25 protein-coding genes are annotated in these 24,568 nt (G+C 61.0%); 13 read left to right on the top strand and 12 right to left on the bottom strand.

Annotated features, from left to right (window positions below; genetic code table 11):
* The first annotated feature begins 1 nt into the window (after position 1).
* The 5 genes from AC3WOY_RS04670 to AC3WOY_RS04650 all read left to right on the top strand — a co-directional run bounded on the left by AC3WOY_RS04670 (position 2) and on the right by AC3WOY_RS04650 (position 5,077).
* Positions 2-1,234 carry a pyruvate dehydrogenase complex dihydrolipoamide acetyltransferase gene (locus tag AC3WOY_RS04670; protein ID WP_492421251.1) on the top strand — a complete coding sequence of 411 codons (1,233 nt, stop codon included), beginning with the start codon at positions 2-4 and terminating at the stop codon, positions 1,232-1,234.
* 7 nt (positions 1,235-1,241) lie between these two features.
* Positions 1,242-2,633, top strand: a complete 1,392-nt coding sequence (gene lpdA, locus AC3WOY_RS04665) for a dihydrolipoyl dehydrogenase (protein ID WP_492421249.1) — start codon at positions 1,242-1,244, stop codon at positions 2,631-2,633.
* An 8-nt stretch (positions 2,634-2,641) separates the two neighbouring features.
* Positions 2,642-4,111 (top strand): NADP-dependent succinate-semialdehyde dehydrogenase, encoded by a 1,470-nt coding sequence (gene gabD, locus AC3WOY_RS04660; protein WP_492421247.1) that lies wholly within the window; start codon positions 2,642-2,644, stop codon positions 4,109-4,111.
* A gap of 27 nt (positions 4,112-4,138) precedes the next feature.
* Positions 4,139-4,600, top strand: coding sequence for an acyl-CoA thioesterase (locus tag AC3WOY_RS04655; protein WP_492421245.1), 462 nt, complete (start codon positions 4,139-4,141; stop codon positions 4,598-4,600).
* Positions 4,601-4,825: 225 nt separating this feature from the next.
* Positions 4,826-5,077, top strand: a complete 252-nt coding sequence (locus tag AC3WOY_RS04650) for an EAL domain-containing protein (protein WP_492421243.1) — start codon at positions 4,826-4,828, stop codon at positions 5,075-5,077.
* Between the two features lie 32 nt (positions 5,078-5,109).
* Here the strand turns inward: AC3WOY_RS04650 and AC3WOY_RS04645 are convergent, their stop codons facing one another.
* Positions 5,110-5,628 (bottom strand): hypothetical protein, encoded by a 519-nt coding sequence (locus AC3WOY_RS04645; protein WP_492421241.1) that lies wholly within the window; start codon positions 5,626-5,628, stop codon positions 5,110-5,112.
* Between the two features lie 208 nt (positions 5,629-5,836).
* On the opposite strand from AC3WOY_RS04645, the gene AC3WOY_RS04640 reads away from it, so the two are divergent.
* The gene (locus tag AC3WOY_RS04640) at positions 5,837-6,862 is read left to right on the top strand and encodes a M14 family zinc carboxypeptidase (RefSeq protein WP_492421239.1); all 1,026 of its coding nucleotides are present in this window, start codon (positions 5,837-5,839) and stop codon (positions 6,860-6,862) included.
* Positions 6,859-7,617: an alpha/beta fold hydrolase gene (locus AC3WOY_RS04635; protein ID WP_492421237.1), complete on the top strand. Its 759-nt coding sequence runs from the start codon at positions 6,859-6,861 to the stop codon at positions 7,615-7,617. Before AC3WOY_RS04640 ends, AC3WOY_RS04635 begins: the two co-directional genes overlap by 4 nt.
* Positions 7,618-7,638: 21 nt before the next feature.
* On the opposite strand, the gene AC3WOY_RS04630 is transcribed toward AC3WOY_RS04635, so the two are convergent.
* From AC3WOY_RS04630 to AC3WOY_RS04620, 3 genes are all read right to left on the bottom strand, one after another.
* Positions 7,639-9,198 carry an aminotransferase class V-fold PLP-dependent enzyme gene (locus AC3WOY_RS04630; RefSeq protein ID WP_492421235.1) on the bottom strand — a complete coding sequence of 520 codons (1,560 nt, stop codon included), beginning with the start codon at positions 9,196-9,198 and terminating at the stop codon, positions 7,639-7,641.
* A 159-nt stretch (positions 9,199-9,357) separates the two neighbouring features.
* A complete protein-coding gene (locus tag AC3WOY_RS04625) occupies positions 9,358-9,501 on the bottom strand; it encodes a hypothetical protein (RefSeq protein ID WP_492421233.1) in 144 nt (47 codons plus the stop codon).
* Positions 9,502-9,905: 404 nt separating this feature from the next.
* Entirely contained in the window at positions 9,906-12,092 is a 2,187-nt protein-coding gene (locus AC3WOY_RS04620) for a YgiQ family radical SAM protein (protein ID WP_492421231.1), read from the bottom strand.
* A 180-nt stretch (positions 12,093-12,272) separates the two neighbouring features.
* Here AC3WOY_RS04620 and AC3WOY_RS04615 point away from each other — a divergent pair, with 180 nt between their 5' ends.
* Positions 12,273-12,605: a hypothetical protein gene (locus tag AC3WOY_RS04615; protein ID WP_492421229.1), complete on the top strand. Its 333-nt coding sequence runs from the start codon at positions 12,273-12,275 to the stop codon at positions 12,603-12,605.
* A 49-nt stretch (positions 12,606-12,654) separates the two neighbouring features.
* Here AC3WOY_RS04615 and minE read toward each other — a convergent pair whose 3' ends face one another.
* The 6 genes from minE to kynB form a co-directional block, all read right to left on the bottom strand.
* A complete protein-coding gene (gene minE / locus AC3WOY_RS04610) occupies positions 12,655-12,918 on the bottom strand; it encodes a cell division topological specificity factor MinE (RefSeq protein WP_492421227.1) in 264 nt (87 codons plus the stop codon).
* A gap of 2 nt (positions 12,919-12,920) precedes the next feature.
* Positions 12,921-13,736 (bottom strand): septum site-determining protein MinD, encoded by an 816-nt coding sequence (gene minD / locus AC3WOY_RS04605; RefSeq protein ID WP_492421226.1) that lies wholly within the window; start codon positions 13,734-13,736, stop codon positions 12,921-12,923.
* Positions 13,737-13,765: 29 nt separating this feature from the next.
* Positions 13,766-14,521: a septum site-determining protein MinC gene (gene minC, locus AC3WOY_RS04600; protein WP_492421224.1), complete on the bottom strand. Its 756-nt coding sequence runs from the start codon at positions 14,519-14,521 to the stop codon at positions 13,766-13,768.
* Between the two features lie 221 nt (positions 14,522-14,742).
* Positions 14,743-15,579: a tryptophan 2,3-dioxygenase gene (gene kynA, locus AC3WOY_RS04595; RefSeq protein ID WP_492421222.1), complete on the bottom strand. Its 837-nt coding sequence runs from the start codon at positions 15,577-15,579 to the stop codon at positions 14,743-14,745.
* An 11-nt stretch (positions 15,580-15,590) separates the two neighbouring features.
* Complete coding sequence (gene kynU, locus AC3WOY_RS04590; protein WP_492429189.1) at positions 15,591-16,841, bottom strand: kynureninase; 1,251 nt, start codon at positions 16,839-16,841, stop codon at positions 15,591-15,593.
* Entirely contained in the window at positions 16,841-17,488 is a 648-nt protein-coding gene (gene kynB, locus AC3WOY_RS04585) for an arylformamidase (RefSeq protein ID WP_492421220.1), read from the bottom strand. The genes kynU and kynB overlap by 1 nt, the downstream gene beginning before the upstream one ends.
* 137 nt (positions 17,489-17,625) lie before the next feature.
* On the opposite strand from kynB, the gene AC3WOY_RS04580 reads away from it, so the two are divergent.
* From AC3WOY_RS04580 to AC3WOY_RS04570, 3 genes are all read left to right on the top strand, one after another.
* Positions 17,626-18,108, top strand: coding sequence for an Lrp/AsnC family transcriptional regulator (locus AC3WOY_RS04580; protein WP_492421218.1), 483 nt, complete (start codon positions 17,626-17,628; stop codon positions 18,106-18,108).
* Between the two features lie 54 nt (positions 18,109-18,162).
* Positions 18,163-20,223, top strand: coding sequence for an ATP-binding protein (locus AC3WOY_RS04575; protein ID WP_492421216.1), 2,061 nt, complete (start codon positions 18,163-18,165; stop codon positions 20,221-20,223).
* 72 nt (positions 20,224-20,295) lie between these two features.
* On the top strand, positions 20,296-20,751 hold the full coding sequence (locus AC3WOY_RS04570; RefSeq protein WP_492421214.1) for a 2,4'-dihydroxyacetophenone dioxygenase family protein: 456 nt from the start codon (positions 20,296-20,298) through the stop codon (positions 20,749-20,751).
* A gap of 12 nt (positions 20,752-20,763) precedes the next feature.
* Here the strand turns inward: AC3WOY_RS04570 and AC3WOY_RS04565 are convergent, their stop codons facing one another.
* Positions 20,764-21,294, bottom strand: coding sequence for a hypothetical protein (locus AC3WOY_RS04565; RefSeq protein WP_492421212.1), 531 nt, complete (start codon positions 21,292-21,294; stop codon positions 20,764-20,766).
* A 314-nt stretch (positions 21,295-21,608) separates the two neighbouring features.
* Between AC3WOY_RS04565 and phbB the strand changes: the two genes are divergently transcribed.
* Positions 21,609-22,355 (top strand): acetoacetyl-CoA reductase, encoded by a 747-nt coding sequence (phbB, locus tag AC3WOY_RS04560; protein WP_492421210.1) that lies wholly within the window; start codon positions 21,609-21,611, stop codon positions 22,353-22,355.
* A gap of 276 nt (positions 22,356-22,631) precedes the next feature.
* The gene (locus AC3WOY_RS04555) at positions 22,632-23,336 is read left to right on the top strand and encodes a phasin family protein (RefSeq protein ID WP_492421208.1); all 705 of its coding nucleotides are present in this window, start codon (positions 22,632-22,634) and stop codon (positions 23,334-23,336) included.
* A gap of 60 nt (positions 23,337-23,396) precedes the next feature.
* Here AC3WOY_RS04555 and AC3WOY_RS04550 read toward each other — a convergent pair whose 3' ends face one another.
* The gene (locus AC3WOY_RS04550; protein WP_492421206.1) at positions 23,397-24,275 is read right to left on the bottom strand and encodes a Crp/Fnr family transcriptional regulator; all 879 of its coding nucleotides are present in this window, start codon (positions 24,273-24,275) and stop codon (positions 23,397-23,399) included.
* Positions 24,276-24,568 lie beyond the last annotated feature (293 nt).

Raw genomic sequence — 24,568 nt, 5'->3', positions numbered from 1 at the left:
TATGGCCAAGCTGATTCACATGCCGGAAATTGCTGCCGACGGCGGCCTTGTCGTGGTGAAGGAATGGCTGAAGAAAGAAGGCGAAAGCGTCTCCGCGGGCGACACGCTGGCCGGTATCGAAACCGACAAGGCGCTGATCGACCTTGATGCGGAAGATGCGGGGATTCTCGGCCGGATACTCGTGCCGGCAGGAGGCGAGGCGCGTGCCGGCATGCCGGTCGCCGTGCTGCTTGCCGCGGGCGAAACCGCTGCCGATATCGACGCACTGCTGGCCGGCGCTGCCCCGGCCCCGTCAGCGGCATCCGCACCTGCGCCCGAAGCGACAAAGCAGCCGGAAAGCCAGATGCCGGCGCCGGATCGCGGTACGCGCGTATTCGCCAGCCCGCTCGCACGGCGCCTGGCGAAAGAACGCGGCGTGGAACTGTCCGCAATACGCGGAAGCGGCCCGCATGGCCGCGTCGTCAAGCGTGACGTCGAGGTCGCGCAGCCGGTGACCGCACCTGCTGCGGCAGCAACGAAAACAGCGATCCTGCCGCAGGCACTTCAGGTCAACGCCGCCTATGAGGAGATCCCGCATTCGACCATGCGCCGGACAATCGCGCGGCGCCTGTCCGAGAGCAAGTCCTCCATTCCGCATTTCTATCTCACGGCCGATTGCCGGATGGACAAGCTGATCGACTTGCGCGCACAGGTCAATGCCGGTGCGCCGCGCAAGGTTTCCGTCAACGACTTCATCGTCAAGGCGGTCGCTGCCGCATTGCGCGAGATGCCGGAGATGAACGTCAGCTGGAACGAGAACGCGCTGCGCCGTTACGCGCAGACTGACATCTCGGTCGCGGTATCGACCGATAACGGATTGATCACGCCGGTCGTTCGCGCTGCCGACAGGAAAACGCTCTCGGCCATCAGCAGCGAGATTGCCGATCTCGCGGTCCGCGCACGCAGCGGCAAGCTGGCGCCCGAGGAATACCAGGGCGGCAGTTTCACCATCAGCAACCTCGGCATGTTCGGGGTACAGGAATTTTCCGCGATCATCAATCCGCCGCAGGCTGCCATCCTCGCCGTGGGCGCAACCCAGCAGCGTCCCGTCGTGGAGAATGGCGCGCTTGCCATCGCATCGGTCATGACGGTGACGCTGTCGGTTGACCACCGGGCGATTGACGGGGCGCTTGCCGCGCAATGGCTCGCGACGCTGAAGCGCATGATCGAAAACCCGCTTGCAGCATTGATCTGAGGACGCGATGAAAAAACAGGAATTCGATCTGGTCGTCGTCGGCGGCGGCCCCGGCGGTTATGTCGCGGCGATCCGTGCGGCGCAGCTTGGCATGCGGACGGCGCTGGTCGAAAAGACGCATCTCGGCGGCATTTGCCTGAACTGGGGCTGCATCCCGACCAAGGCCTTGCTCCGGTCCGCCGATGTCCTGAGACTGGTCCGCGATGCGGCGCAGTTCGGCATCAAGGTGGGCGCGCCGCAAGCCGACCTCGCGGCGATGGTGGCGCGGTCGCGCGCGGTTGCCGCCCAGCTTCAGCGCGGGGTCACCCACCTGATGAAGAAAAATGGCGTGACCGTCATCAACGGACATGGCCGCCTGGCTGGAAAAGGCATGCTGCAGGTGGACGGAGAACAGGGCGGCACGGCGCTCTCGGCGCACCATATCATCCTGGCGACCGGCGCCCGTGCGCGCGAGCTGCCGGGACTGACGCCGGACGGCGACAGCGTCTGGTCGTATCGCGAAGCCCTCATGCCTGCCACATTGCCAAAGCGCTTGCTGGTGATCGGCGCCGGCGCGATCGGCATCGAATTCGCGAGTTTCTATCATGCGCTAGGCAGCGAAGTCAGCGTGGTGGAAATGGCAGACCACATCCTGCCGGTGGAAGACGAAGAAGTTTCCGCCCATGTCGCCGAAGCGTTGAAGAAGCAGGGCCTGCAGCTGCATACCGGCTGCCGTGTGAAATCGAGCAGCAAGGCGGGCAGTGCGTGGAAAGTGGAACTGGAAGGCGCCAACGCGAAAACGATCGAAGCCGACGTGGTCCTGTGCGCAGCCGGCATTGTCGGCAACGTCGAGAACATCGGACTGGAAGGCACGGCAATCAAGGTGGAGAAGACCCACATCGTGACCGACCCCTACGGCGCAACCGGCGAGCCGGGCGTGTATGCGATCGGCGATGTTGCGGGACCGCCCTGGCTGGCGCACAAGGCGAGCCATGAGGCGCTAGTGTGCGTCGAAAAGATTGCCGGCCTCCACCCGCACCCGCTCGATATTTCCCGCATTCCCGCCTGCACCTACAGCCATCCGCAGGTGGCAAGCGTCGGCCTGACGGAAGCAAAGGCGCGCGCCGGCGGACGCGCCGTACGCGTCGGCAAGTTTCCGTTTGCGGCCAATGGCAAGGCCATCGCGCTCGGCGCCACCGGCGGCTTCGCCAAGGTGGTTTTCGACGCGGACAGCGGCGAACTGCTTGGGGCCCACATGGTCGGCGAGGAAGTCACCGAGATGATTCAGGGCTATGCCATCGCCAGCGAGCTCGAGACGACGGAAGCGGAATTGATGGCAGCGATCTTCCCGCACCCGACCCAATCCGAAGCGATGCATGAAGCCGTGCTCGCGGCGTATGACCGCGCCTTGCACATATAAAAATTCCCATGAAAGGAAGCACCGTGGTAACTCTGAACAAACCCGGCTTGCTGCGCAAGCAATGCTATATCGACGGATCCTGGCGCAATGCGGACAGTGGCGCCACCTTTGGTGTGTCCAATCCGGCAACCGGCGAGTTGATCGGCACGGTTCCGGAAATGGGCGCAATGGAAACCAGGCGCGCCATCGAGGCGGCAAACACGGCATGGGCCGGTTGGCGGCAGAAGACAGCAAAGGAGCGCTCCGTCATCCTGCGCCGCTGGTATGACCTGATGCTGGCCAATATCGACGACCTTGCCTTGATCATGACCACCGAGCAGGGCAAGCCGCTGGCGGAGGCGCGCGGCGAAGTGATGTACGCCGCTTCCTATCTGGAGTGGTTTGCTGAAGAAGCCAAGCGTGTCAACGGCGACACGGTGCCGGGGCCGGGCGCCGACAAGCGCATCCTCGTCCTCAAGGAACCGATCGGCGTCTGCGCCGCCATCACGCCGTGGAACTTTCCGTCTGCGATGATCACGCGCAAGGCAGCCGCAGCGCTGGCCGCAGGCTGCACGATGGTGGTCAAGCCAGCGGAGCAAACGCCGTTTTCGGCGCTCGCGCTCGCCGTACTTGCGGAAGAAGCCGGCGTGCCGGCCGGCGTGTTCTCCGTCATTACCGGAAATGCGCCGGCAATCGGCGGCGAAATGACGAGCAATCCGACGGTACGCAAGCTGAGCTTTACCGGTTCCACCGAGATTGGCCGGCTGTTGATGCAACAGAGCGCATCCACCGTGAAAAAGGTTTCCATGGAACTGGGCGGCAATGCGCCCTTTATCGTGTTCGACGATGCCGACCTGGACGCGGCGGTCGAAGGCGCCATGGTCAGCAAGTACCGCAATGCCGGCCAGACCTGCGTCTGTGCCAACCGCCTGTATGTGCATGACAGCATTTATGATGCCTTCGCCGACAAGCTGGTCGCAGCCGTGCGCAAACTCACGGTGGGGCAGGGTACTGAAGCGGGCGTCACGCAGGGCCCCTTGATCGATGCGGACGCCGTGGCGAAGGTCGAAACGCATATTGCCGATGCCATCGAGAAGGGCGGCAAGGTGCTGACTGGCGGCAAGCGGCACGCACTTGGGGCCACCTTTTTCGAGCCGACCGTGATCGCTGGAGCGACCGTGCAAATGAAAGTCGCGAAAGAGGAAACGTTCGGGCCCGTCGCACCGCTGTTCCGCTTCCGTACCGATGAAGAAGTGGTCGCCATGGCCAACGATACCGAGTTCGGCCTGGCGAGCTATTTCTACTCTCGCGATATCGGACGGATCTGGCGCGTGGCGGAGCAGCTGGAATACGGCATGGTGGGCATCAACACCGGCCTGATTTCGAGCGAAATGGCGCCGTTCGGTGGCGTCAAGCAGTCCGGCCTCGGGCGCGAAGGTTCGCGGCACGGCATCGATGATTACCTCGTGATGAAGTATTTGTGCATCGGCGGCGTGTAGAGCCGGCGCTTCCGGCGGGAGAGCGGAATGAATGATCTGAACACGGACTCCATCGCCCGGTTTGGCGTCGAACCGGGATGGGGATTCGGCAAGCGATTTGAGACACGCTGGAGCGACATCGATCCTTTCGGCCATGTCAGCAATCGCGCTTACCTCATCTGGTGCGAGGAAACGCGCAACGCCTACATCGCTGCGCTTGGCGTGCCGGCATTGTCGATCGATACGCCCGGGCCGGTGCTCAAGGACATTGGCTTCACGTTTGACCGTGCGCTCAATCACGGGACGGAAGTCATTGTCACGGCACGCGTTTCCTGGGTGCGCACGACCAGCTTTCGCATGGAATATGCGGTCTGGAACGGTGCCAAGGCCGGACATGGCCACGCCATCTGCGTATGGCTGTTGAATGCAACAGGCGAACGGATTCCTGTGTCCGCACAGATGCGGGAAAGAATCATCGAACTAGAGCAATGGGATGGAGATCTGGTGTAGCAGCAGGAAGTTGATTCCACCGATTGCACAGGCAATCAAGAAGTGATGGCAAACAGGTTTGACGCATCTCAAGCAATGCCTTCACCTGTCCTTCCTGTCATTAATTCGTCATCTCTCGTGCCTACGATAACGAATTCTGCGTAGTTGCAAGAAGAACGGCAAAAGGCAATCAGCGCAGGTCGGCGCTGTCGGCTCCAACCGTCACCTCTATCGCCATCGACCGATGTGCTGAAGGTCGACCGGGCTTTCACATCCAGACTGGAAGAATCCGAGGAGGGTAGCGTTTTCTTCAGGGCCATCATTACCATGGCTCATGCGCTCGGCATGCGCGTCGTGGCGGAAGGCGTCGAGACGGTTGGCCAGGTCAGGATATTGAAGGCACTGCACTGCGACGAGATCCAGGGCTTCTACATTTCGCGGCCGCTACCGCCTGCAGAAATGCAGCCGATTCTCAGGCTGCTGCCGTCCACTGCGTGACCCGAACGTTCTGGCGGGGAGGGCGCAAACACTCAGCGCAATTGGAGTGCCGGTAGCGCTTTCTTCAATTGATCGAGGTAGCGCTCGCCGAGGTGCTTGCCGAACCTCGAGTCGCGGATTGCCGCTGCCCAGTAGCCGACGACCGGAGGCAATTGCGCTATTCGTTCCACCCGCTCGATGCGCGTGATGAGGTCGGCCGCCAGCAGGCCGAGGCAGGAATGGGCCACGGAAATCATGAACTCCTTTGCATCACGCAAAGCATCTTCGCTTTCCATCGGGTTTTCCCCCGGTAGTGCGACTGGCAATGGCCCTGTATTTTTTTGCGCAATGAAACCCTGTTCGGCGAGAGATGGAATGATTTGGCCGACATCATCCGCGGCCAGAATGGATGCTACGGCACCGGCGCTCCTTTGACCGTCGATGACGATCAACACACGCCGCTGCCGGACGTCCAGCCCGTGCACGCGCCGCGACACTTCGTCCTGGCCTTTTGCGGTTTTTGCAAAAACAGTGTCGGATGTCCAAAGGGCCGAGGCTTGCAGCGCGTTCATAATAAGGAAGGGAGACGTTGAGATCGCCGGCCATTATCACGGCAACTTCTTACACGGCTGTGACACTATTCGACGCACAGCGGCAAGCAGAGTGCGTTGTCACTTTTTGGAAACGGCTGCAACAATCAGCCTGATTGTTGATCTCAAGAGGAGTTCCCATTGAAACAGGAAGCGGGACGTTTCCGCTTGCAACCATATCTGCAGCCGAATGGCGACGAAGGACCTCCCCGAGATGCTCGCACTGGAGAGCATCGCCAACGAAGGCCACCCTCAACTCGCGGTGCGCGAGATGTGCCGGGTCGAGGCGGGAGGCCGCGTCTTCCCGGTCCATGTGCTTGCGCTGGGCAGCGACCGGACGGATATTCCCGCAGTCGGCTTCTTCGGCGGCGTGCACGGGCTCGAACGGATCGGTTCGCGGGTCCTGCTGGCTTTTCTCAAGAGTCTGCTGGCGAGGCTGCGTTGGGACCGGACGTTGCAGGCGCAAATGGCGTCGATGCGATTCGTGTTCATGCCCATCGTCAATCCTGCCGGCATGTGGCGGGGGACGCGATGCAATGGCCGGGGCGTGGACCTGATGCGCAACGCTCCCGTGGATGCGCAAGAAAAGGTGCCGCTGCTCGCCGGCGGACATCGCCTCAGTGCGCGGCTGCCGTGGTTTCGCGGTTCCGAAGGACAACCCATGGAGGTGGAGAGCGACGCCGTATGCCGTGTCGTGCGCGAGGAACTGATGAGCCGCCGGTTCAGCATTGCGCTCGACTGCCATTCCGGCTTCGGGCTGTGCGACCGCATCTGGTTTCCATTCGCGCACAGCACGTCGCCTATCCGGCACCTGGCGGAAGTCTTTGCACTGAAGGACTTGTTCAGCCAGGCCTATCCGCACCACGACTACGTCTTCGAGCCGCAGAGCAGCCAGTACCTGACACACGGGGACCTGTGGGATTACCTATACCTGCAGGTGATGGAGGATGAGGACAAGATCTTCCTGCCGCTTACGCTGGAGATGGGCTCATGGCGCTGGGTGAAGAAGAACCCATTGCAGCTTCTCAGCCGCATCGGGATGTTCAATCCGCTGCCCGTACACCGGCTGCAGCGCGTGTTGCGGCGCCACCTTGTTTGGTTGGATTTCCTGGCGCTGGCCACGGCAGGGTACAAGCACTGGTTGCCCGAGGGGGCCCAGCGTAATGAGCAGCAGGCGCGCGCCTTCGCTCACTGGTACAAGGGGAGGGGCGGGTGAGCAGATGGGTTTTCCTGCGCGGTCTGATGCGTGAAAGCCGCCATTGGGGCGTGTTTCCGGCGCAGTTCTCGCAATGCATCGACGGCGCGGAAGTCATGCTTCCAGACTTGGCTGGCAACGGAAAGCTGTACGGCGCCCGGAGTCCGGCCCGCGTGGACGACATGGTCGAGCATTGCCGCGCAATGCTGTCCGCGCGAGGAGGGCGGCCGCCGTATTTCCTGCTTGCCCTGTCGCTTGGCGGCATGGTCGCCGTGGCATGGGCGCACCGGTACCCGGAGGAGCTTGCCGGTTGCGTGCTGATGAACAGCAGCATGCGGTCGTTCAGCCCTTTCTATCGACGCCTGCTATGGCGAAACTATCCCCGGCTGCTCGGAATAGCCTTGTCGCGGCACGACGCGGACGCGCGCGAGCGGCTGATCCTCCATCTGACGAGCAGCCGGCCCGGGATGCATGCGCATACACTGAGCGCATGGGTGTCCTATCAGGAGGAATGCCCGGTCTCGCGCGGCAACGCACTTCGCCAGCTGATCGCAGCGGCGACGTTCCGCGCGCCCGTGGCAAGGCCGAAGGTTCCGATGCTTATCCTGTCTTCCGCCGGGGACCGGCTGGTCGATACATCCTGTTCACAGCGGCTGGCCCACGCCTGGCGTACCGATTTCGCACTGCATCCCGATGCGGGGCATGACCTGCCGCTGGATGATGGGGATTGGGTGGTGGCGCGGGTGCGCGACTGGCTTGGCAGCGAGCGTACCTGAGGCGAGGAAGCGGTGACGGTTTTATTCGACTTGGCTGCCGATTGCCTTTTGCTCGGCGAGGATTTCCTTCAAGTCATCCACCGTCGTCAGCAGATTGGTCAGGACCGCGCGCAACACGGTCACCTGGCCGGGATACGGCGTCGATTCGAGTAGTGTCCGTGAGACGAAGCTGAGGCCCCGGCGCTTCTGCTCGTCCTGGAGGGCGGTATTCATCCGATTCAGCGTCTCTGTAAGGCTGGCGACCGTTTCACCGTCCCCGGCACGCATGCTTGCCTTGAGCTGCGTCTGCATCTCGCGCGGCGCATAACGATAGGTGAGGATGAAGGTGTCCGAGCAGGTGATCAGCTCGAAATCCGGATCCTCCATCACCAGTTTACGCATGCTTGCCGCACGTGCAGCGCACTGGTCGAGCAGGGCATCGTAGCCTTTCATGCCGAAGAGCTTGAAGGAAAACCAGAGCTTCAGCGCATCGAAGCGACGCGAGCCTTCGAGCGAGGTGCGCCCCAGGTCGCCGGAGCTCTTGCGGATGATGTAGTTGGCCGCGTGCAGCAGGTGGTTCAGGCTGTTTTCGCTCTTGAACAGCACCATCCCCTGCGCCATCGATACCCAGAACAGTTTGTGGCCGTCGATAACGACAGAGTCTGCCATCTCGATGCCGTGGAACATGTCGCGGTATTTGTCCGCAAGCAGCAGGGCGCCGCCCCATGCGGCGTCGACATGGAACCAGATGTCTTCGCGTTGCGCGATCCGGCCGAGTTCTTTCAGCGGGTCGATGCTGCCGGTTTCCGTCGTGCCGGCGACGCCGATCAATGCGAGGATCTTGACCTTGCGCTGCTTCAGCTCGGCGATTCGCTCTTCCAGGAGGTCGAGCCGTATCCGGTTGTTTTCGTCGGTGGGAATGACGCACAGCGCGTCTTCGCCAAGTCCGAGCGTCGCCAGTGATTTCTTGACGGAGTAGTGCACGCGGGCCGAGGCGAGCACGGCGAAACCGGTGTAATCCTTCTCGCGCAGGATTGTCAGGAAGCCTTTCTTCCTCAGGCCGGGCATCTGGCTTTCGAGCGCGACCGACAGCGCCGTGAGGTTGCCCATGGTACCGCCGTTGACCATGTTGCCGAGCGTGACGTCATTGGACTGGAAGCAGGCGCGGTAGAAGGCGTCGTCGAAGCGGTAGATCTGTCTGTGCATCCATCCGAGAACCTGCTTTTCGACCAGCGTGGAGCTGTAGGCGGTCTCGATCTTTACCTGGTTCTGGTTGAGCGTTGCAATGAATGCTTCCACCAGCACGGATATCCAGGGCAAGGCCTGGGTCATGTGGCCGATGTACTTCGGGTGGTTGACGGGGACGGAGTGCGCAAAAACCTGCTGCTGGAGCGCATCGAGCACGGCGTTCATCGCAGCACCGTCGAGCGGCATCGCGGGTGCGTTGAATTCCTTCTTCAGGCCTTCGAAATCGGCGGGAGGATACGCGTGGCGCTTGTCGACGAAGAGCCATTCGCGGATCAGGCGCATGGACTGCTGCAAAAGCGCCGGGTCCTTGTCCAGGCCCTGGGCCGAAAAGTAGGTTTTCAGGAGCTCTTCCATGTTGGTTCCAGACCGCCGCGCGAACAGCGGCGAAGCGGCGCGATTATACAGGGCGCGCCTGAACGTCGCTGAAGGCCGGTAAGGATTTGCTGGAAGAAGCGGTGGTGCCGGACGCAGTGATGCGTCCGGGGGAAGATGGTCGTTACGGTGATGTGCGGCTTAGAACAGACTCTTGATCGCCCAATAGATGATGGCAATGCTGACTGCCGAGGACGTCGCGATGCAGGCGGCTGCTTGCAGCTTGTTGACGTTGAATTGCGCTTTGGCGGTGCGGGCTACAGCTCTTTGGTGTGCGTTTCTCATGTCTGCCTCGTCTTGAATTGGCGCAATTCCCTAATTGCTGGAATTCATTTTATAGAAGAGGTGACTGGAATCAATAGTCTGACCGGCAACTTCGTGAAAATTTGTTCGCACGAGAGCATGTGTTGCACACATTTCCTGTGGCTAATTCTGTGGACAAGTTGGTGCGGGGTGATCCAAGTATTTGATTCTAAAATGGTTTTTATTGCTGATTAAAATCAAGGCACAGAAGGGATGGAAAACGAAACGCGGAAAAAAGAAAGCCCGCAGTCCTTTCGGTTTGCGGGCTAAATCCAATTCAAGAAGAGTTGGAGGAGACAGGTTCACTATAGTTGAGCCGTCTCTTCCCGTCTGCTTTATTGTTGCAATAACAGATATTCGAACTATTTATATCTTCAATGGACTGCTCATTTCCGGCCGGCTTTGTGCGGTCCGGGAGGTCCTTGCCGGGACGGTTTTGCGCGACCTTGCGGGACTGGTTTTCCTGCTGAACGCTGGGGTGCTGCTGCACGAGTCGGCTTGCCCGAAACTTGAGGGGTTCCCGGCGGCTGGAAGCGCGGCACGAGGTGACGGTCGCTGTTGCCGATCAGGTCCGAGCGTCCCATCCGTTGCAATGCCTCGCGGAGGATCGGCCAGTTTTCCGGATCGTGGTAGCGCAGGAAAGCCTTGTGCAGGCGGCGGACCTTGCCGGTACGCGGCGTTTCGACAACTTCGGAATCGGCGGAAACCTTGTGCAGCGGGTTGCGGCGGCCATGGTACATCGCGGTGGCCATCGCCATGGGCGTGGGCATGAAGTTTTGTACCTGGTCGAGCTGGAAGTTGTTCTGCTTCAGCCACATCGCGAGGTTGAGCATGTCTTCATCGGTGGTGCCCGGGTGGGCGGCGATGAAGTAGGGGATCAGGTATTGCTCCTTGCCTGCCTCGCGTGAGTAGCGTTCGAACATTTCCTTGAACTTGTAGTACGCGCCCATGCCCGGTTTCATCATCTTCGACAGCGGGCCTTCCTCGGAATGCTCTGGCGCGATCTTCAGCAGGCCGCCGACGTGGTGGGTCACCAGTTCTTTCACGTATTCAGGTGAACGCACTGCGAGGTCGTAGCGCAGGCCGGAACCGATCAGGATCTTCTTGATGCCGGGGATGGCGCGCGCCTTGCGGTAAAGCTGGATCAGCTTGCTGTGGTCGGTGTTCAGGTTGACGCAAATACTCGGGTACACGCAGGACAGGCGACGGCAGGTTTCCTCGATCTTCTTGTCCTTGCAGGCAAGACGGTACATGTTGGCCGTCGGCCCGCCGAGGTCCGAGATGGTGCCGGTGAAACCTTTCGTCTTGTCGCGGACAAGCTCGATCTCGCGCAGGATGGACGGCTCGGAACGGCTCTGGATGATGCGGCCTTCGTGTTCGGTGATCGAGCAGAAGGTGCAGCCGCCGAAGCAGCCGCGCATGATGTTGATCGAGAAGCGGATCATCTCCCAGGCAGGGATGCGCGCCTTGCCGTAGCTCGGATGCGGCCCGCGCGCGTAAGGCAGGTCGTACACGCCGTCCATCTCGTCCATGGCGAGCGGCAGCGGCGGCGGGTTCAGCCAGACGTCGCGTTCGCCATGGGCTTGAACGAGCGCGCGGGCGTTGCCGGGATTGGATTCGAGATGGAGGATGCGCGAGGTGTGCGCATACAGGATCGGGTCGCCCTTGACGTCTTCATAGGCCGGAATGCGCACGACGGTCTTGTTGCGCTGTTCCTTCAGTGCTGCCTGGCGCTCTTCGCGAGACAGGATGAGGACGGGCTGCTCCGCAGGCTTCTGGTCGGTCGCGCAGCTCGCGGACTGCTTGTCCTTCATCTCGTACGGATCCGGATGCGCCTCGATACGGCCTGGCGTGTCGTAGCGGGTCGAGTTGGCTTCGCTCCAGTCTTCGGCGGGCTTCCAGCCGCGCTTGACCATGAACGCCGTGCCGCGGAGGTCGCGAATCGACTCGATCGGTTCACCTGCGGCGAGCCGGTGGGTGAGCGCGACCAGCGCGCGTTCCGCATTGCCGAACAGGAGGAGGTCGGCCTTGGAATCCGGCAGCACGGAGCGGCGCACCTTGTCCGACCAGTAGTCGTAATGCGCGATGCGGCGCAGGCTGGCTTCGATGCTGCCGATGATGATGTTGGCGTCGGGATAGGCTTCGCGTGCGCGTTGCGCATAGACGGTCACGGCGCGGTCGGGGCGCTTGTCCGGCTCGCCGCCTGCGGTATAGGCGTCTTCGGAGCGGATTTTCCGTTCCGAGGTGTACCGGTTGATCATCGAGTCCATATTGCCGGCGGTGACGCCGAAATACAGGTTCGGCTTGCCCAGCGCGCGGAACGGCTCCGCGGAATGCCAGTCGGGCTGGCTGATGATGCCGACCCGGAATCCCTGTTTCTCCAGCAGCCGTCCCACCAGCGCCATGCCGAAGCTCGGATGGTCGATATAGGCATCCCCGGTGACCAGGATGACATCGCACGAATCCCAGCCGAGCGCCCCCATTTCCGCGCGAGACATCGGGAGGAAGGGCACCGGCGTCGTGTAGTCGGGACGGTAACGCGGATAGGAAAACAGGTTTTTCGGGGGGCTCATCGTGGGGCGAATTGTACAGGAACTGTCTTACACGCAAGGCTTGCCGGAATGGCATCAAAGGCGCAACAAAATAAGACCTCGCATGGCCGCTGAAGTTGCGCGGGAACGGCTGGAACTAGGTTGTCAGGCAGTTATCAAATGATTCCCTCGATTGCGAGGGAAACCGTTAGGAGGCATGACATGATGCAAGCAAACGAACTGCAGCAACGCCTGGTCCATGTGGAGAGCACCATCCATGAGGCCGCCCAGCGTTGCGAATCGGCGCAGGCTGTGCCGATGGACATCAAGAACTGTATGCAGGAGCTGGACCAGAAGATCGGTCAGGCGCGCAACATGGTGCAGTCGGCGCAGGATGAACAGCAGGTGCGCCAATGCGTCGATGACCTGGAACAACTGGGCGATCGCGCAAAGGATGCATGCGAACATTCGACAGGCAATGTGGATGCCGAACTGAAGAACGCCATCATGCAGGCACACCGCGAACTGTCAGACTTGAAACACCAGCTTCACTAAACAGGCTTTCCTTCGAAGGCGCAATGCCTTCGAAGGACGCGGTCAAACTTTACTTGCCCGGCATCACATCCGGCAATACTACATTCACATCCAGCACTTCCAGGTTGCCCTGGCGATCGAGCGAAATCTTGATGTCGTCGGCATTCACCTTCGCATACTTCGAAATCACTTCAATCAGTTCCTTGTGCAGGGCCGGCAGGAAGTCCGGGCCGTCGCGGCCATTGCGCTCGCGCGCGATGATGACCTGAAGGCGCTCCTTGGCTGCGCTGGCGCTTTTCGGTTTGGTATTGAACAGGAAGGAGAGCAGCGCCATGTTTACTTTCCTTTAAAGAGTCGCTGGAACAGGCCCGGCTTTTCGTAGGCGGTAAAGCGCAGCGGCACTTCATGGCCGAGGAAGCGCGCGACGACGTCCTGGTAGGCTTCCGACACGTCGGAACCGGTCATGTGGATGGCCGGGTTGCCCTGGTTGGATGCATGCAGCACGGACTCCGATTCCGGGATGATGCCGATCAGCGGAATGCGCAGGATTTCCTGCACGTCGGTGTAGGACAGCATTTCGCCGGCTTCGACGCGCTTGGGCACGTAGCGGGTGATCAGCAGGTGTTCCTTGACCGGCTCCTGGCCGTTCAGCGCGCGGCGCGACTTGGCCTGGATGATGCCGAGGATGCGGTCGGAGTCGCGCACCGAGGATACTTCCGGATTGGTGACGACGATTGCCTCGTCGGCGAAGGTCAGCGCCATCACGGCGCCGTGCTCGATGCCCGCCGGCGAATCGCACACGATGTACTCGAAGTCCATCTTGGCCAGGTCGTTCAGCACGCGCTCGACGCCGGCTTCGGTCAGCGCATCCTTGTCGCGCGTCTGCGAGGCGGGCAGCACGAACAGGTTTTCGCAGTGCTTGTCCTTGATCAGGGCCTGGTTCAGGGTCGCTTCATTGTTGATCACGTTGATCAGGTCGTACACCACGCGGCGCTCGCAGCCCATGATCAGGTCGAGGTTGCGCAGGCCGACGTCGAAGTCGATCACAGCGGTCTTGTGTCCGCGCAGTGCCAGGCCGGAGGCGAAGCTGGCGCTGGAGGTGGTTTTGCCTACGCCCCCTTTGCCGGACGTTACAACAATGATTTTGGCCACAAACAACTCCTTTCGTTAGATCAAAAAAACTAGACGCGAATGGACAGGACATCTATCCGGTCGCCAGCAAGACGGACCTGCGCCGGTTTTTTCGCCAGATCCTGGGGTAGACCGCTCTCGAAAGTGCGGTAGGTGCCGGCAATGGAGACCAGTTCGGCTTCCATGCTCAGCGTGAAAATGCGTGCTTCGTTGTTGCCGCTGGCACCTGCAAGCGCGCGGCCGCGCAACGGTGCGTAGACGTGAATGCTGCCGTCCGCGATCAGCTCTGCGCCCGGGTTCACGATCGCGTTCACCACGAGGTCGGCGCCGCGCGCATAGATGCGCTGGCCTGCGCGGACCGGGGTGTCGATGATCATGGCCGCAGGTGCGGCGGTTGGCGCTGCCGGGGCAACGGGCGCCGGCGCGGGGGCTGGTTCGGGTACGACGGTCACCGGCGCTTCTTCCTCGGCAGGCCGGCGCGGCTGCACCAGGGTGTCGATGGACAGGCCGCTGGACAGGATCGCCTCTTCCATTTCCACAGGCGCGCCGCGTACGGCGACCGGGTTCAGGCTGTAGGACTTGAACAGGGAAATCAGCGCGGGCCACTCGATCGCGGTCGGCAAGGTTTCACAGGACGTGACGTCGAGGATCGCGAACTCGTTGTCGAAGTAGTCGGATGCGCCACCGGTCATCGCCTGCATCGCCGCGTCGAGGACGGACAGGTCGGAGGTGTGGAGGATGGCGGAAACGGCAACGACGGTCGAAATCTTGATTTCTATCGGTTTGCTGCTTGGATTCTTGGACATAGGGCGCTATCAGTGAATGCGGGCGTGAGCAAAAGGCCATGTTCCGGCTGCCAAATGAAACGGGCCGCATCGAAAGCGGCCCGAACATGAGGGGGAACCATTGACTTCATTACAGCGTATTGAACAATTGCTCACCGCTCGCTCTGTGCTTCGCGCCGTATTATACCCGTTGCCGTCGCGCTACCTCCCTTCAAATCGGCGTTGTTGCGGAAAAATTGGCGTCAGAGCGCGGTGCGCAGGGCGAACAACTCCGGGAAGAGCACGACCTCCAGCATTTTCTTGAGGTAGCTGGCCCCGGCCGTGCCGCCGGTGCCGGTCTTGAAGCCGATGATGCGTTCCACGGTCGTAACATGCCGGAAGCGCCAGAAGCGGAAGGCGGTTTCCAGATCGACCAGTTTTTCCGCCAGCTCGTAGAGCTCCCAGTGCTTTTCCGGCGACTTGTACACCTCAAGCCAGGCCGCTTTCACCGATTCGTCGGCGATGGTTGGCGTCGTCCAGTCTCCCTGCAGGCGGCTCTTGTCAATGCTGAAACCGCGACGCGCCATCAGCAGCAGGGCTTCGTCGTAGATCGAAGGCGCGCGCAGGGCGCTGTCGAGGCGGGCATGGACTTCCGGCGACGAAGCATGGACATTCAGCATTGCGGCATTCTTGTTGCCGAGAACGAATTCCAGCTCCCGGTACTGGTAGGACTGGAATCCGGACGACTGCCCGAGGTAGGGGCGGATCGCCGTGTATTCCGGCGGCGTCATCGTCGCCAGGACATCCCATGCGTGCACCAGCTGGTCCATGATCCGCGCCACGCGGGCGAGCATCTTGAATGCCGGCTGCAGGTCATCCTTCTGCATCTGGCGCAGCGCGGCGTGCAGTTCGTGCAGCATCAGTTTCATCCACAATTCGCTGGTCTGGTGCTGGACGATGAACAGCATCTCGTCATGGGCGGGCGAGCGCGGATGCTGCGCCGACAGCACCTGGTCCAGCGCCAGGTAATCGCCGTAGCTCATGGCCTTGCTGAAGTCCATCTGCGCGCCGTGCCATTCGGCGGTTTTTTTCGAATCCATGTTCGCCTCGCTCAGGTGACTGCGTCGTGTTTTGCGCCGACGTCGTATTTTTGTCCATCCAGGATATCGGCCAGGATATCCACCGCATCCCACACATCGACGAAGCGCGTGTACAACGGCGTGAAGCCGAAGCGCATGATTTCCGGCTCGCGGTAATCGCCGATCACGCCGCGTTCGATCAGTGCCTGCATCACCGGGTAGCCGTGCGGATGCGCGAAGCTGACCTGGCTGCCGCGTACGCGGTGCTCGCGCGGCGTGGCCAATGTCAGCGGATGGCGCGCGCAGCGGGTTTCGACGAGCTCGATGAACAGGTCGGTCAGTGCCAGCGACTTCTTCCTGACCGCTGCCATGTTTGTCTGCGCAAACACATCCAGGCCGCATTCGACCAGGGCGAGCGAGAGAATGGGCTGGGTGCCGCACAATGCGCGCCGGATGCCGCTGGCGGGCGCGAATTCCGGCTGCATCGTGAAGGGGGTCACGTGGCTCCACCAGCCGGACAGGGGCTGCCGGAATGCAGCCTGGTACCGCGGCGCAATCCAGGCAAATGCAGGAGCGCCCGGTCCGCCGTTCAGGTACTTGTAGGTGCAGCCGACGGCGAAATCCGCGCCGTCCTCGTTGAGGTTCACGGGAACGGCGCCGGCAGAATGCGCCAGGTCCCAGACTGCGAGCGCGCCTTGTCCGTGCGCATGTGCCGTCACCGCACGCATGTCATGCATGTGGCCTGTACGGTAATTCACATGCGTCAGCATGACGACAGCCGTGTCCCGGTCGATGGCGGCGGGTAGTTCTTCCGGCGTGTCGACCAGCCGCAGGCGGTAGCCGCGGTCCAGCCATTCCGTCAGCCCCTGGGCCATGTAGACGTCGGTCGGGAAGTTGGCGCGTTCGGTGACAATGGTTTTCCGGCTCGCGGTTTCGCTCTTTCCCGACTGGATGCGCAGTGCGGCGGCGAGGACCTTGAAGAGGTTCAGGGATGTGCTGTCCGTGACGGCAATCTCCCCCGGAGCAGCACCGACCAACGGCGCCAGCTTGTCGCCCAGGCGCAGCGGCATGTCGAACCAGCCTGCCTTGTTCCAGCTCCGGATGAGATCGTGGCCCCATTCCCGCTCCAGCACTTCGCGCGCGCGGTCGAGCGCCTTCTTCGGCCGCACGCCGAGCGAATTGCCGTCGAGGTAGACGACGCCTTCGGGCAGGTCGAATTCCTCGCGCAGGCCCGCCAGCGCATCCATTGCGTCCAGTGCGGCACAATCGCTTCTTGTCAACATCATGCATCTCCTTGCGGAAGGGATCGGAGCACGGCGCGCACCGGACTGGCGTCCATGCCGGCAAGTTTCAGGGGCAGGGCGATCAGTTCATAGTCGCCAGCGGGCACATCGTCGAGGACGATGCCTTCGAGGATCGCCATGCCGTGCGCCCTGACCGCGTGGTGCGCATCCATGGTCTTGGAGTCCTGCGGATCGAGCGAGGGCGTGTCTATGCCGATGAGCCGTACGCCATGTGCCGCCAGCAGCGCCACCGTACTGGCGGCCACGCTTGCGAAGGCGCTGTCCCAGCTGTCCACGGGCGCTTTCGCATAGGTGCGAAACAGAACACGCGGAGGAATCCCGTCGAGCGTACCCTTGAGATGCTCCGGTTCGACGCGTTTTACACCGGTGCAATCCACAATGCGGCAGCGTCCAAGGTAGGCGTCGAGCGGCACGGCGTCGATCGCGGCGCCGGCGGGGTCATAGTGGGAGGGCGCGTCGCAATGCGCTCCCGTGTGGGTGGACATGGTGAGCCGGCTCACCTTCACAGGGCAGCCGCCCCCGATTTCCCAGGTGGTTGCGGTGCTGAAGGGGGTATCGCCTGGCCATACCGGCATCCCGGCCGATACCGGCGGCGTGATATCCCAGATCCGCAGGGGTTTTGTCATTGCTGTCGCCTCCAATCGTTGCGCTTGAATGAAGTGTAAGGCGAAATTCATGACGATTTGTTGCGAAGTGCAGCACAAAATCCATTGAAAATGAAATAGGATTCGAGAATTGACTCAATTTTCAGCTGGATATTCGAATGAACCTCGATCATGTCGATCTGAAGATACTTTCGCTCCTCCAGGAGGATGGCCGGATGAGCAACCAGGAGCTCGCCGAACGGGTTTTTCTTTCGCCATCGTCCTGCCTGCGCCGGGTACGGCTGCTGGAAGAGAACGGCGTCATCGCCCGCTACAGCGCCGTGCTCGACACCGCAACGCTTGGACTCGAGGTCGATGCCTTCGTGCAGGTGACGATGCGGCGCGACGTCGAACGCTGGCACGAGAACTTTTCCGCGTTCCTGAAAGCATGGCCGGAGGTGGTCGGCTCCTACATCATCACCGGGGAAGCAAACTACCTGCTGCGCGTGAGGGCGCGCAGCCTCAAGCACTTTTCCGCCTTCATCCTGGAAAAACTGTACAAGACGGACGGGGTGCTCGACATCCGATCCAATATCGTTCTCCAGACCATCAAGGACACGCACGCCATCGCTACCGAACTCCTGTCCGACCGTCCCGGTTGACCCGCCCGCTTTTCGTACGATAATGAATCGATGCCGGGGAGCCCAGGGAGGGCCATGAAGAACGATCCAGAACAACTGTCTTCAGGGACGGCGCATTGGCTGCCGGCGGACTTTGATGGCAGTCCTGTCGCTGCCTTTGCCATTGACCTTGAACACACGGTGATCCGCTGGAACAAGGCCTGCGAAAGCATGACCGGCATCGCTGCGGACAAGATCGTCGGCACCGGCAATCATTGGCAACCCTACTACGTGCAGCCACAGAAGGTGCTGGCCGACTACGTCATGCTGGACCGGCCCGCCGATATTGCCGAGGCGTTTGCCGGAATCCGTTTCCGGTCCGTGCCGCTTGTCCCCGGCGCCTACGAAGTCGAGGATTTTTTTCCGCACTTGGGGGAGAGCGGCCGGTGGATTGCCTTTTCGGCGGCGCCACTGCGGGACGGGCAGGGCAGGATCGTTGGCGCGGTGCAGACGATGCACGACATCACCGAAACCCGGTTGGCCGAAGAATCGCTGCATGATGCGCAGGTGCGGGTCGAGCGGTTCGCCGCGAGGCGCAGCGAGATGCTTGCGCAGGCAAGCGGCCAGTCCGGCAAGCGGCAGGAAGATGGCGCCGCCAGTCTTGAAAAAAGCATTCCCGCGGAATTCATCCGTGCATCGAATGACATGCCGGCAACCGCAGTCGCCGTACAAGCCCCTCCGGCAAAGGGCGACAGCGCCATGACGCCCGCCTTGTCCGCTTTCTTCGACGGCAGCCCCGTCCCGGCCTTTGCGATTGACGCCAACCATGTCGTCACCCACTGGAACCAGGCATGCGAACGGACCATCGGTGTCGCAGCCTCGCGCATGATCGGCACGCGCAACCAGTGGGCGCCGTTCTATCCCAAAGAGCGGCCGGTGCTCGCTGATCTCATTGTCTCCGGCGCCGTGGAAGAGATGGTGGAAGCCTATTACCACGGGAAGTTCAGGCGTTCTCCCATCATTCCGGGGGCATTCGAGGCAGAGGATTTTTTCCCGCATATGGGGGAAAGCGGACGCTGGCTGTTTTTCTCCGCCGCGCCGTTGCGCGATGCAAGCGGACGCGTGGTCGGCGCCATTGAAACGCTGCAGGACGTGACCAAGCGCAAGCTGGCGGAACGGGACTTGCACAAGGTCCAGGTTGACCTGGAGCAGCTCGTGGTCAAGCGTACCGCCCAGCTTGCGCAGGCCAATCGCAGGCTGGAGGATGACATCCGCAAGCGGGAAGAGGCAGAGGCGGAACTCCTGCGCCGCAATGCGGAGCTGACCGACCTGAACGAAAAACTGTCGATGGCGCAGGAACAGCTGATGCAGTCCGAAAAGCTGGCCTCGATCGGGCAACTGGCGGCCGGTGTCGCGCACGAGATCAACAATCCGATCGGCTATATCTTCTCGAACTTCGGCGCGCTGGAACAGTACTTCTCCGGCCTCCTCGAAATGCTGGAGGCTTATGAAGAGGTCGAGGACCGCATCAACGACGAGGCGGCCCTGGCACGGCTGAAATCGCTCAGGGAACGCGTGGAATTCGACTATCTGAAAGGGGATCTCCCATACCTGATGGAAGAGTCGCGCGAGGGACTGATCCGTGTCCGCAAGATCGTGCAGGACCTCAAGGATTTCTCCCGTGTCGACTCGCATCTGCAATGGCAATGGGCCGATGTCCACCAGGGCATCGACTCAACGCTGAACATCGTCAACAACGAGATCAAGTACAAGGCGGACGTCGTCAAGGAGTACGGCACACTGCCTGAAATCGAATGCCTGCCATCGCAGATCAACCAGGTTGTCATGAACATGGTCGTCAATGCGGCACAGGCGATCGGCCAGGAACGGGGACGCATTGTCATCCGAACCGGTGCCGACGGCACGCATGTCTGGATCGAATTCGAGGACAACGGCTGCGGAATGACGAAGGAAACCATGTCGCGAATCTTCGATCCCTTTTTCACGACCAAACCGGTTGGCAAAGGGACAGGCCTTGGATTGTCCCTCTCGTACGGGATCGTACAAAAGCACCAGGGCCGCATTGAAGTGCGCAGCGAAGTCGGCAAGGGATCGACTTTCCGCGTTGTCCTTCCTTTGCGGCATGCCCCTGCGTGACCAGGAGTGGCGCATGCAGCCGGACTCGGTTAGGATGGCGTCGCCTGCGTCATCCCCAACTGCACTCGAAACATGACCTCTCCCGCACAGACCGCAATCGCTCCATCGAGCAGGCCTCTTCTCGCCTGCGACACGAACGCTCTCCCATGGATTTCCTGGGCCATGCCCGGCGCGCAATTCAAGCTATTGAGCGCCGACCCGGCCAGCGGGCGTTTTTCCCTCATGATCCGGCTGGAAAAAGACTGTGTCGCACCGATGCACCGGCATGTGGGCGCCGTCGAGGGGCTCGTGCTTGAAGGAGGCTTTCATTATGACGACATGCCCCATGTCCGCTATACCGCGGGCATGTACGTCCTCGAACGCGACGGTGCGGTGCATCGGCCCGTCAGCCCGGAAGGCGCCATCATGTTCGCCGTCTTCCATGGCCCCGTCGAGGGGCTCGACAGTGAAGGAAATGTCACCGGCCGCATCGGTTGCGAATGGCACATGCACACCTGGGATGCGGCAATGGCGGCGCGTGCCGCCTGACGTTGTCCGCAGTCAGCCGGCCGGCACCTTTTCATTGAGCCGCCAGTATTTGCGGAGGAACTGCACGACGTTCGCGTCCGTGCCCGGCGTCGCATGTATCCATTGCGTGCCGTACTTGCGCAGCCGTTGCAGCCGCCGCCAGCGGATGTTCGCCCAGTACACGGGGAGACCCTGCACCTGGTAGGCGGCCAGCTCCGACTCGATGTGCTCATCGTCCCCGAAGAACAGCCAGTCCTCCACGAACAAGGACTGCAGGCGCTCCAGCTCGTGCAGTTGCGCTTCAGTCAGCGGACAGCGGATCTGGTTGCGCGTCGGAGGGTGGTCGATCGTCCACGGGCCATGCACATCGTCTTCGACGCTCCGATACAGGCGCATGTCATGGTCGGCGTAGAAGTTCTCGATCATGAAGAACGCGGCCGAGAAATAGGTCTCCCTTGTCTCGATGTGCCAGCCGAAGACGTCGTCGCCCGATTCGCAATAGAACAGTGCGAAGACAGAGCCTGCTTTATCGGGCGAATACGAGATGTAAATCCTGGACTGCATTCGCTCATAGCCTGGTCTGAAGGAATGCCGGCGCGAGCCGGCAAAGGACGTGCACAAAGCTCGTGAACCGCGCACGTATTCGTTCGAACCTTATAGACAGCCTTGGGCTGAACGGGTTCGACCGCACACGAAGGAAGTGTGGGGAGGCGATGGCTTGTATCGCCCCTGCTGCATTTCCGGACATTCTCTCTTCTCGAACTAATCCATGACACGGAAATCCAACGATTCTGGTGCATGCGCCAGGCGTCCGTTCGTCCTGCTTCGGACGTGCAGTGCAAGGGCTGACAACTTCAACATAAAGCAAGGGGTGCATCATGGACGACAGAAAGGTGGCATTGGTAACCGGTGGCATGGGAGGGCTGGGTGAGGCCATTTGCACGCGGCTGTGCCGCGCCGGATATCGCGTGGCGGCAACTTATTCGCCTCGCAACGAATCGGCTGCGGAATGGGTAGACGTACACAGGAAGGAAGGCGTGGAGGTGATGGCGTATATGGTGGATGTGACTGACTATGCGTCGTGCGATGCCGGCGTAAAGAAAATCGTGGGTGACACCGGGCACATCGACATACTCATCAACAATGCCGGCATCACGCGGGATTCCACGCTGAGAAAGATGTCGTATGAGGACTGGCAGGCAGTGATGAGAACCAACCTGGACAGCGTGTTCAACATGACCCGGCCAGTACTCCACGGCATGCTCGAATCGCAGTGGGGGCGCATCATCAACATTTCCTCCGTCAACGGGCAAAAGGGGGCCTACGGCCAGGTGAACTACTCCGCCGCCAAGGCGGCCATGCATGGCTTCACCAAGGCGCTTGCACTGGAAGTGGCGAGCAAGGGAATTACCGTGAATACGGTTTCGCCCGGTTACCTGCGAACCAGCATGGTGATGAAGGTGCCGAAAGAAATTCTTGAATCGAAGATCATCCCTGAAATCCCTGTCGGGCGACTCGGCGAGCCCAGCGAGATCGCAGCACTGGTTGCTTATCTCTGTTCCGATGACGCCGCCTTTGTGACCGGCGCCAACATCGCCATCAATGGTGGGCAGCACATGCACTAGGTTGCATGCCGTCCTTCTCGCTTGCATGGGCATGCGTCCCGCAGGGCAATCCGGCGATTGATCTGCCTCAAGCGCACGCTGCAGTGAGTGGAAGGACGGGGTGAATGCGAACAGAATGTACCAACCCCGATTCACATCCGACTGGAGCGGCAGGAACCTCGGCTGCAGGGCGTTGTCCGGCAGGTGGGGCGCCCGTGTCTGAAATGCGCGCCGGGACGGTTATTGCCGCATCCAGTCGCGTCCCATCCTCTTCTTCTCATTCCCAGGAGAGTCATCATGCAGAACGGTAGCAATCCCTTGGTCACGATGTACAACACGCAACTCGAAGCATCGCGAAGATTTGCCGAGGCCGTATTTGCCGGCTCGGAGAAAATCGATCGTGTCATGAGAGGCGCGACGCAGCGCGTCTTCAACGAGCAGTTGAACCTGGTGCAGGCGATCACGACCGCGCGCGATCCGCGTACGGTCGGTTCAACGCTGCAATCGAGCTTGTTTACTCGCAATCCGGATGATGCGGTGAACTACCAGCAAGAGATCGTCCGTATCGTCGCGGAAATGCAGAACGAGATCAGCCGCTCCATGCAGGAGTACATGACGGAGATCCGCTCCGGCGCGACGACGAGCGCAACCCGTCCCCTGCAAGCGGCACAGGCGCAAGCCAACGATGCGGTGTTCAATCCGATGACCAGCATGTTCTCCGTATGGGAATCGGCATTCAAGGAAGTCGCGGAACTGGCCAAGAAAAATATGGTGGCCGCGCGCGGTGCTGTCGAGCAGGCCGCAGGCAAATCGGCGCAAGAGATGGCAACCTATGTCGAAGTGGCGACCGGAACGGCGCAGGATGCAATGAATCGCACAGTAGACCAGGGCGCAACAGCAGCCTCCCATGCAGCGCGTGGTGCGGCGACGGAAGCGGAGACAGTCGCATCCGCAGAAGACAAGCGTGGCGGTCAGCCATCGGGCCCGAGCCGCAAGAGGTAGGCGTTCAAGAAAAAAGCCCTGTCCGACGGACAGGGCTTTCCGGAAAGGCAGGAGGAGCCGTTATGCGGTGGCCAGCGAACCCCACTCACCATCCGGCTGATCGGGCTCCTTGGCCGCGGCCTTCGATTTTTTCGAGGCAACCTGTTTTGCGCGTGCACTCGAAGGCGGCAGTCGGCGCAGGGTCTTCAGTGCATCCAGATCCTTGATGCCGATGGAGCGCTGGTCCACGGAAATGAGGCCGATTTCATTGAATGCCGACAGTGTGCGGCTGACGGTTTCCAGGGTCAGGCCGAGGTAGCTTCCGATTTCATGGCGTGTCATGCGCAGGTTGAACAGCTTGCTGGAATAGCCCATGTCGGCATAGCGTTCGGACAGGTTCACGAGGAAGCGTGCGACGCGCGCTTCGGCGCTCAATGCGCCAAGCATGCTGACCATCGCCTGCTCGCGCACCAGCTCCCGGCTCATGACGCTGTACATGGCATGTTCGAATTCGGGATGGGCGCGGCCCAGTGCGGTCAGTTTCTTGAACGGCAGCAGGATCAGGTCGCAATTGGACAGTGCGACAGCTTCCGATGCATACCGCTTGGTATGGATGCCATCCACACCGAACAGATCGCCCTTCATCGGGAAGCTTAGTACCTGTTCATTGCCGAACTCATCGATCAGCACGGTCTTCAGGAATCCGGAATGGACGATGTATAGCGTATCGAACGGCTGGCCGATCGTATGGATGCGCTGACCGGTCTTGAACTGGACGTGCTGGAACAGGAGTTCTTCGTCGGTATGGACTGCGGCGGACGGAATGCGGAGGACGTCGCACAATTCCTTGAGGTTAGACCAGAGCTTGCCCTGACGCTGCCAGCCGGCTTCCACGGAAGATGAGTGCATCGCCGGGACGGGAGTCTCGGGGCGGGGGTCAGTCATTTGCGTGGATAACATGGGCTTCTCCTAATCCAGGGTAATTCGGTCTGTTTATCCGGCGGCGTGCAATAGGGTGTTGTTATGCCATCGCCGTTTCACGCTCGCCGAAAAGCCTTCGTCCCGATTTTGTTGTTACGAAACAAAAGCGCGTTGTTTGCTTGTCATGCTTTGCTGTGAGTGACCAGTATCGCAACCGCAACAGCCGATTGCTATCGGTGTGGGCTGAATTGACATGTAGGAGACCGTTGCGCAGTGTAGGAATTTCCTTACATGCACAAAGGAAGTTTTCCTATAGGACTTCCGATGGGAAC

The sequence above is a fragment of the Noviherbaspirillum sp. FW303-A3 genome, assembly GCF_058788695.1.
This window is presented reverse-complemented; position numbering and strand designations above follow the sequence as displayed.

Coding starts and splice junctions, on each gene's coding strand:
- AC3WOY_RS04670 (WP_492421251.1), top strand. CDS start 2: ATGGCCAAGCTGATTCACATGCCGGAAATTGCTGCCGACGGCGGCCTT.
- lpdA (WP_492421249.1), top strand. CDS start 1,242: ATGAAAAAACAGGAATTCGATCTGGTCGTCGTCGGCGGCGGCCCCGGC.
- gabD (WP_492421247.1), top strand. CDS start 2,642: ATGAAAGGAAGCACCGTGGTAACTCTGAACAAACCCGGCTTGCTGCGC.
- AC3WOY_RS04655 (WP_492421245.1), top strand. CDS start 4,139: ATGAATGATCTGAACACGGACTCCATCGCCCGGTTTGGCGTCGAACCG.
- AC3WOY_RS04645 (WP_492421241.1), bottom strand. CDS start 5,628: ATGAACGCGCTGCAAGCCTCGGCCCTTTGGACATCCGACACTGTTTTT.
- AC3WOY_RS04640 (WP_492421239.1), top strand. CDS start 5,837: ATGGCGACGAAGGACCTCCCCGAGATGCTCGCACTGGAGAGCATCGCC.
- AC3WOY_RS04630 (WP_492421235.1), bottom strand. CDS start 9,198: ATGGAAGAGCTCCTGAAAACCTACTTTTCGGCCCAGGGCCTGGACAAG.
- AC3WOY_RS04625 (WP_492421233.1), bottom strand. CDS start 9,501: ATGAGAAACGCACACCAAAGAGCTGTAGCCCGCACCGCCAAAGCGCAA.
- AC3WOY_RS04620 (WP_492421231.1), bottom strand. CDS start 12,092: ATGAGCCCCCCGAAAAACCTGTTTTCCTATCCGCGTTACCGTCCCGAC.
- AC3WOY_RS04615 (WP_492421229.1), top strand. CDS start 12,273: ATGATGCAAGCAAACGAACTGCAGCAACGCCTGGTCCATGTGGAGAGC.
- minE (WP_492421227.1), bottom strand. CDS start 12,918: ATGGCGCTGCTCTCCTTCCTGTTCAATACCAAACCGAAAAGCGCCAGC.
- minC (WP_492421224.1), bottom strand. CDS start 14,521: ATGTCCAAGAATCCAAGCAGCAAACCGATAGAAATCAAGATTTCGACC.
- kynA (WP_492421222.1), bottom strand. CDS start 15,579: ATGGATTCGAAAAAAACCGCCGAATGGCACGGCGCGCAGATGGACTTC.
- kynU (WP_492429189.1), bottom strand. CDS start 16,841: ATGTTGACAAGAAGCGATTGTGCCGCACTGGACGCAATGGATGCGCTG.
- kynB (WP_492421220.1), bottom strand. CDS start 17,488: ATGACAAAACCCCTGCGGATCTGGGATATCACGCCGCCGGTATCGGCC.
- AC3WOY_RS04580 (WP_492421218.1), top strand. CDS start 17,626: ATGAACCTCGATCATGTCGATCTGAAGATACTTTCGCTCCTCCAGGAG.
- AC3WOY_RS04575 (WP_492421216.1), top strand. CDS start 18,163: ATGAAGAACGATCCAGAACAACTGTCTTCAGGGACGGCGCATTGGCTG.
- AC3WOY_RS04570 (WP_492421214.1), top strand. CDS start 20,296: ATGACCTCTCCCGCACAGACCGCAATCGCTCCATCGAGCAGGCCTCTT.
- AC3WOY_RS04565 (WP_492421212.1), bottom strand. CDS start 21,294: ATGCAGTCCAGGATTTACATCTCGTATTCGCCCGATAAAGCAGGCTCT.
- phbB (WP_492421210.1), top strand. CDS start 21,609: ATGGACGACAGAAAGGTGGCATTGGTAACCGGTGGCATGGGAGGGCTG.
- AC3WOY_RS04555 (WP_492421208.1), top strand. CDS start 22,632: ATGCAGAACGGTAGCAATCCCTTGGTCACGATGTACAACACGCAACTC.
- AC3WOY_RS04550 (WP_492421206.1), bottom strand. CDS start 24,275: ATGTTATCCACGCAAATGACTGACCCCCGCCCCGAGACTCCCGTCCCG.